Origin of the sequence: Kitasatospora sp. NPDC056800, assembly GCF_042789775.1 — a bacterium.
GTDB lineage: Bacteria > Actinomycetota > Actinomycetes > Streptomycetales > Streptomycetaceae > Kitasatospora.
This window is the reverse complement of record NZ_JBHUAL010000338.1, coordinates 1-5,376: the sequence shown is the minus strand read 5'-3', so window position 1 is coordinate 5,376 and position 5,376 is coordinate 1. Positions and strand designations below refer to the sequence as shown.

General features: G+C 76.6%; 4 protein-coding genes. 2 read left to right on the top strand and 2 right to left on the bottom strand.

What is annotated here, in order from left to right:
* Positions 1-48: 48 nt before the first annotated feature.
* Positions 49-744 carry a response regulator transcription factor gene (locus ACFRQN_RS39660; RefSeq protein WP_049650744.1) on the bottom strand — a complete coding sequence of 232 codons (696 nt, stop codon included), beginning with the start codon at positions 742-744 and terminating at the stop codon, positions 49-51.
* Positions 741-1,985 (bottom strand): sensor histidine kinase, encoded by a 1,245-nt coding sequence (locus tag ACFRQN_RS39655; RefSeq protein WP_380745496.1) that lies wholly within the window; start codon positions 1,983-1,985, stop codon positions 741-743. The genes ACFRQN_RS39660 and ACFRQN_RS39655 overlap by 4 nt, the downstream gene beginning before the upstream one ends.
* 209 nt (positions 1,986-2,194) lie before the next feature.
* On the opposite strand from ACFRQN_RS39655, the gene ACFRQN_RS39650 reads away from it, so the two are divergent.
* Both ACFRQN_RS39650 and ACFRQN_RS39645 read left to right on the top strand, forming a co-directional pair.
* Positions 2,195-2,962, top strand: coding sequence for an ABC transporter ATP-binding protein (locus tag ACFRQN_RS39650; protein ID WP_380745494.1), 768 nt, complete (start codon positions 2,195-2,197; stop codon positions 2,960-2,962).
* The gene (locus tag ACFRQN_RS39645) at positions 2,959-5,337 is read left to right on the top strand and encodes an FtsX-like permease family protein (RefSeq protein WP_380745492.1); all 2,379 of its coding nucleotides are present in this window, start codon (positions 2,959-2,961) and stop codon (positions 5,335-5,337) included. The genes ACFRQN_RS39650 and ACFRQN_RS39645 overlap by 4 nt, the downstream gene beginning before the upstream one ends.
* Positions 5,338-5,376: the final 39 nt, after the last annotated feature.

The window sequence follows — 5,376 nt, the reverse complement described above, 5'->3', positions numbered from 1 at the left end:
GGGTGTCGACCCCGGGCTCCCGCCGTCGTTGCCGGGCTCCCGCCGCCGTTACCGGGCGGCGTCCGCGGACCCCACGCTGACCAGCCCGGTCTCGTACGCCGCGACCACCACCTGGGCCCGGTCCCGCAGGCCCAGCTTGCCGAGGATCCGGGCCACGTGCGTCTTCACCGTCGCCTCGGACAGCCCCAGCCGGGCGGCGAGTTCGGCGTTGCTGAGGCCGCGGGCGAGCAGCGCCATCACCTCCAGCTCGCGCGGGGTGAGCGTGCCCAGCTCCCGGTGCGGGGCGACGGCGGCGGCGCCCGGGTCGTCCGGGCGGGCGAAGCGCTCGACCAGGCGGCGGGTGATCGCCGGGGCGAGCAGCGCGTCCCCGGTGCGGACCAGCCGGACGGCGGCCGCCAGGTGCTCCGGGGTGACGTCCTTCAGCAGGAAGCCGCTGGCCCCGGCGGCCATCGCCGCGTAGACGTAGTGGTCGAGGTCGAAGGTGGTCAGCATGATGATCCGGGGCGGCTGCCGCGCCCCGTCCGCCAGGATCCGGCGGGCGGCCTCCAGTCCGTCCAGGCCGGGCATCCGGATGTCCAGCAGCACCACGTCCGGCCTGGTGCGCCGGACGGCGGCGACGGCCTGTTCGCCGTCCTCGGCCTCGGCCACCACGTCGATGCCCTCCGACTCCAGGATCAGCCGGAACCCGGTGCGGACCAGGGCCTGGTCGTCGGCGACCACCACCCGCAGCGGCTGCTCGTTCATGAACTCTCCAGGGGGACAAGGGCCTTGACGCGGTAGCCGCCGCGCGGCCGGGGGCCGGTGTGCAGGGTGCCGCCGTAGACGGCGAGGCGTTCGCGCAGGCCGAGCAGGCCGCGTCCGTTGCCGGTGGCGGCGGCGCCGGTGGGGCGGCCGCCGGTGTCGGTGACCTCGACCAGCAGCCGGTCGGGGGCGTACTCGACGGTCACCGCGGCGTCGGCGCCGGACGCGTGCTTGACGGTGTTGGTGAGCGCCTCCTGGACCACCCGGTAGGCGGCCAGCTCGACCCCGGGCGGGACGGGCCGGCGCTCGCCGCGGACGGTCAGCTCGACCGGCAGCCCGGCCTGCCGGACGCCGTGGACCAGCGCCTCCAGGCGGCCGAGGCCCGGCTGCGGGCTGAGGTCGGCCCCGGCGGCCGGGTCGTCGGTACTCTCCGAGTCGATGGTCAACAGGCCCATCACGTGCCGCAGTTCGGTCATCGCCGCGCGCCCGCCGGACTCCACCGCGGCCATCGCCTCGCGGGCCTTGTCCGGGGCGGTGTCCAGGATCTTGCGGGCCGCCCCGGCCTGGATCGTCATCATGCTCACGTTGTGGGTGACGACGTCGTGCAACTCCCGGGCGATCCGGGCCCGTTCGAGCTCCACCGCGCGCTCCAGCGCGGCCAGCTGCCCGCGCTCCAGGGCGGAGAGCCGCTCCCGCCCCTCGTCCACCCGGCGGCGCCACATCCGCAGTTCGTAGGCGACCGCGAACACCGGCACCAGGACCAGGACGGCCATCACCCCGTTGGGGAAGTGCGGCAGCTTGGCCGCGGCGAAGAGCACCACGAGGGCGGCGGTCGCGGCCGGCAGGCTCAGCAGCAGGGCCGTCGCACGGCGCCCGTACGCGGCGGCGCTGTACGCGGCGACGATCACCGCCACGCCCGCCGCGTACGCGATGTCCTCCGACTCGTGCCGGACCAGCAGCGCGGCGGGCAGGACCACCCAGAGCACCGCCAGCGGGTGGCGCCGGCGCAGCACCAGCGGCAGCGGGACGAGCGGCACCAGCAGCAGCAACAGGCCGTGCCGGTCCGGATGGCCGGGGTTCTGCGCGATGGTCGCGTAGCGCCCGCCGGTGAGCGCGAGGAAGAGGGCCAGGGCCAGGTCGAAGGCCAGGCCGCGCCTGGTCGGCCGGGGCGGCGGCGGTCCGCCCGGGCCGCCGGCCAGCCGGACCGCCGCGCGCAGCCGCCGCACCGTCGGATGGTTGATCACCGGGACATTGTGGGGGCCACGGGCGCCGGGGGACAGCCCCGCGGGTGGCGGGCGGCGGGTACATCCGGCGACTACGTCGGAAGGATGACGCCGCGCCCGGGTCCGCCGGACGCGGTAGCGATGGTGCGGCGGACGGCTGACGCGGGCGCGGGCCGCCCGTTCGTACCTTCGTCCTCGTCACCAGGCGGGCAACGACGAGGAGCGGGGACATGAGCGGCGATCCGGTGATCGAACTGAACGGGGTGAGCCGTCACTACGAGGGCGCCCGGGCGGCCCTGGACGGGGTCACGCTGAGCGTGCGGACGGGGGAGTCGGTGGCCGTGCTCGGCCCGTCCGGCAGCGGGAAGTCCACCCTGCTGAACCTGGTCGCCGGGCTGGACCGGCCGAGCGCCGGGACGGTCACCGTGGCCGGGGTGCGGGTGGACCGGCTGGGCGAGGCGGCCTCGGCCCGCTACCGGCGCGGCACGATCGGCATGGTGTTCCAGTTCTTCAACCTGCTGGACGACCTCACCGTGGCCGACAACGTGGTGCTGGCCGGCGAACTGGCCGGCGTCCCGCGTGCCGAGGCCCGGCGCCGGGCCGCCGAACTGCTGGAGAGCCTCGGCATCGACCGGCACGCCCGCGCCCACCCGGGCCGGCTCTCCGGCGGCGAGCGCCAACGCGTCGCGGTGGCACGGGCGTTGATGAACCGGCCGACACTGCTGCTGGCGGACGAGCCGACCGGGGCGCTGGACTCGGCCTCGGGCGAGGACGTCAAGGAGCTGTTCCGGGAACTGCACGAGGACGGGCAGACCGTCCTGCTCGTCACCCACGACCTGGCCCTGGCCGAGGACTGCGCCACCCGCACCGTGCGGATGCGGGACGGCCGGGTCGAGGCGGACTCGGGTCCGGGGCCGACTTCGGGGCCGGACGTGGCTTCGGGTGCGGCCGCGGCTTCGACTTCGGGTACGGCTCCGGGCCCGGCGGTGACGGCATGAGCGCGCTCGGCAGGGTCGTCCGGGCCGGTGTGCGCAGGCGCCGGACGCAGTCCGTCGCGGTCGGGCTGGCCGCCCTGGTGGCCACCACCTGCTCCGTCCTCGGCGGCTCGCTGCTGGTCGCCTCCCAGGACCCCTTCGACCAGGCCTTCGACCACCAGCACGGCGCCCACCTCACCGCGCGCTTCGACGGCGCCCGGGCGAGCGCCGACCAGCTCGCCGCCACCGCGCACGCCCCCGGGGTGGCGGCCGCCGCCGGGCCGTACCGCACCGTCACCGTCGACCCCGAGCCGGGGCCCGGCCTGGGCATGCCGCCCGGGGTGACGATGGGGCCGATGACCGTCGCCGGGCGTGGCTCGGCCACCGTCGGCGTCGACAACATCACCCTGGTCCAAGGGAGTTGGCCGCAGCAGCCGGGCGAGGTGGTGGTCGACGCCGGATACCACGACCAGCCGAGGGGGCTGGGCGGCAGCCTGCGGGTGCCCGGCCTGCCGGGGGCGCCGACCCTCAAGGTCGTCGGCCTCGCCCGCTCCGTCAGCCGTACCGCCGACGCCTGGGTGACCCCGGAGACCGTCGCCGCCCTCACCGCGCCCGGCAGCACCCCCGGCTACCAGATGCTCTACCGCTTCAGCGACGCCGGCAGCGCCGACGCCATGGCCGCCGACCGGGCCGCCGTCACCGCCGCCGCCCCCGCCGGGGCGCTCACCGGCGCCCAGTCCTGGCTCACCGCCAAACAGGGATCGGACCGCAACACCGCGCTGTTCCTGCCCTTCATGGTCGCCTTCGGCCTGCTCGGCATGGCGATGTCCGTGCTGGTCGCGGGCAATGTGGTGGCCGGCGCGGTCGGCACCGCCACCCGCCGGATCGGCGTGCTCAAGGCGCTCGGCTGTACCCCCGCCCAGGTGGTGCGGGCGTACGTCGCCCAGGCGCTGGTCCCGGCCGCCGTCGGCACCCTGCTCGGGGTCGTCGTGGGCAACGCGCTGACCGTCCCGGTGCTCGCCACCACCGGCTCGCTGTACGGCACCGACACCTCCGGCCTCGCCCCCTGGGTGGACGTCGCGGTGGCCGGCGGCACCCTGGCCGCCGTCGCGCTGGTCGCCTGGGCCGCCGCCGCCCGGGCCGGCCGGCTGCGCACGGTGGACGCGCTCGCCGTCGGCCGGACCGCGGGCGGCACCCGGCGGGACGTCCTGGCCGCCCGCGCCGCCGCGGTGGCCGCCCGGCTGCCGCTGCCCAGGCCGCTCAGCTTCGGCCTCGCCCAGCCCTTCGCCCGCCCGGCCCGCGCGGCCGGAATGCTCGCGGCGGTGCTGTTCGGCACGGCGGCGGCCGTCTTCGCGGTGGGCATGGGCGGGACGATGAGCTGGGTGCAGGAGGCGAAGACCCGCGACGCGGGGGACGTCGCGGTGCACCCGGTCCGGCCGGACGGCCCGCCCGGAACGGCGCCGGCCAGTCCCGTCCCGGCCAACCGGGCCGTGGTCACCGCCGCGCTGGACGCCCAGCCGGGCACCGCCGGGTACCTCGGCAACGGCACCGAGGACGTCACCGTCCCCGGGGTGGCCGGCGCCACCACGGTGACCGCCTTCGACGGCGACTCCTCCCGGGCGGGCTACAAGATGGTCAGCGGCCGCTGGTACCGGGGCCCGGGCGAGGCCGTCGCCCCGTCCACCTTCCTGACCGAGGCCTCCGTCAACCTCGGAGACCAGGTGACCTTCACGACCCACGGCCGGGCCGTCACCGTCCGGATCGTCGGCGAGGTCTTCGACCCGCACGTGCAGACCAACGAACTGCTCACCGACGCCGGCAGCTACCCGCCCGGAACGGCCCCGACCCCCGACTTCTGGTTCGTCAAGCTGAAGCCGGGCACTGACCGCGCCGGTTACGCCGCCGCCCTCACCGCCGCGCTCGCCCCGGCACACATGACCGCCGACACCGGCGGGCCGCACGGCTCCAGCGGCTCGATCGCCGCCCTGAACTCGCTCACCGCCACGCTCACCCTGCTGCTGCTCGTGGTCGCCGGGCTCGGGGTGTTCAACACCGTCGTCCTGGAGATCCGCGAGCGCACCCGGGACACCGGCGTCGCCAAGGCGCTCGGCATGACCCCGGCCCAGACCGTGGGCGTCGTCCTCGCCTCGGTCCTGCTGACCGGTGCCGTCGGCGGCGCGATCGGCCTGCCGGCGGGGCTGCTGCTGCACGGCCTGACGGTGCCCGCGATGGGCCACAGCGCCGGGCTGAACTTCCCGCCCGCCGCGCTGGACGTCTTCGGCACCCCGGCGCTGGTCCTGCTCGGCCTCGGCGGCGTGCCGATCGCCCTGCTCGGCGCGCTGCTCCCGGCCGTACGGGCGGCGCGGGCGCGCACCGTGGACGCGCTACGGGCGGAGTGACGGCGGGGGCCGTACGGGACCGGACGCCCGGTCCCGTAC